This window comes from Enterocloster sp. 210928-DFI.2.20 (assembly GCF_020554465.1).
Classification (GTDB): Bacteria; Bacillota; Clostridia; order Lachnospirales; family Lachnospiraceae; genus Enterocloster; species Enterocloster bolteae.
This window is the reverse complement of the sequence record NZ_JAJCHK010000101.1, coordinates 1-523: the sequence shown is the minus strand read 5'-3', so window position 1 is coordinate 523 and position 523 is coordinate 1. Positions and strand designations below refer to the sequence as shown.

The window sequence follows — 523 nt, the reverse complement described above, 5'->3', positions numbered from 1 at the left end:
AGAAGGTCTGTGCAAGTTCGGTGTAGGGGCGCCACATATCGCAGACGAAGAACTTAACCTTCAGGCGTTCTTTCCTGGGAATGTTCCGCCAATAATCAGCCAGATGGCTCTGTGTCCGATCCGGGAGAATGTCGAGGATCCGGCGCTTTTTCGGATCAACCAGAATGCACTGATATTTACCGGTAGAAGCATTGCCTTTGAATTCGTCAATGGAAAGCGCTTGTGGAAGCTGGTCAGGCGGAGGATAGCAAATCGTGTCCAGAAGGCGGCAGACCGTCTGGACGGAAACACCGGTAAGCTCTGCGATCTGTTTTAAGGAAAAGGTCTGCCGGAGCAGGGAGACAATGTAAAATGCCAGTCTGCGGGTCCTGCGGTGGTAGCTGGGGAGGAACGAATAGGATTCCGTGAACCGTTTGCGGCAGTATGGGCAGAGGTAGCGGCGTTTGCGAAGGAGCAGGATTACTTGTTTTCCCAGTAAGGGAATGTCCTGGACTTCTTGTAAACGGTAATCATGAATCCGTTT

Annotated in this window: 1 protein-coding gene; it reads right to left on the bottom strand. The window is 51.8% G+C overall.

The annotated features are described in order from the left end of the window. The coding region (locus tag LI015_RS28025; RefSeq protein ID WP_227126784.1) for a transposase at positions 1 to 523 on the bottom strand (523 nt) is incomplete at both ends.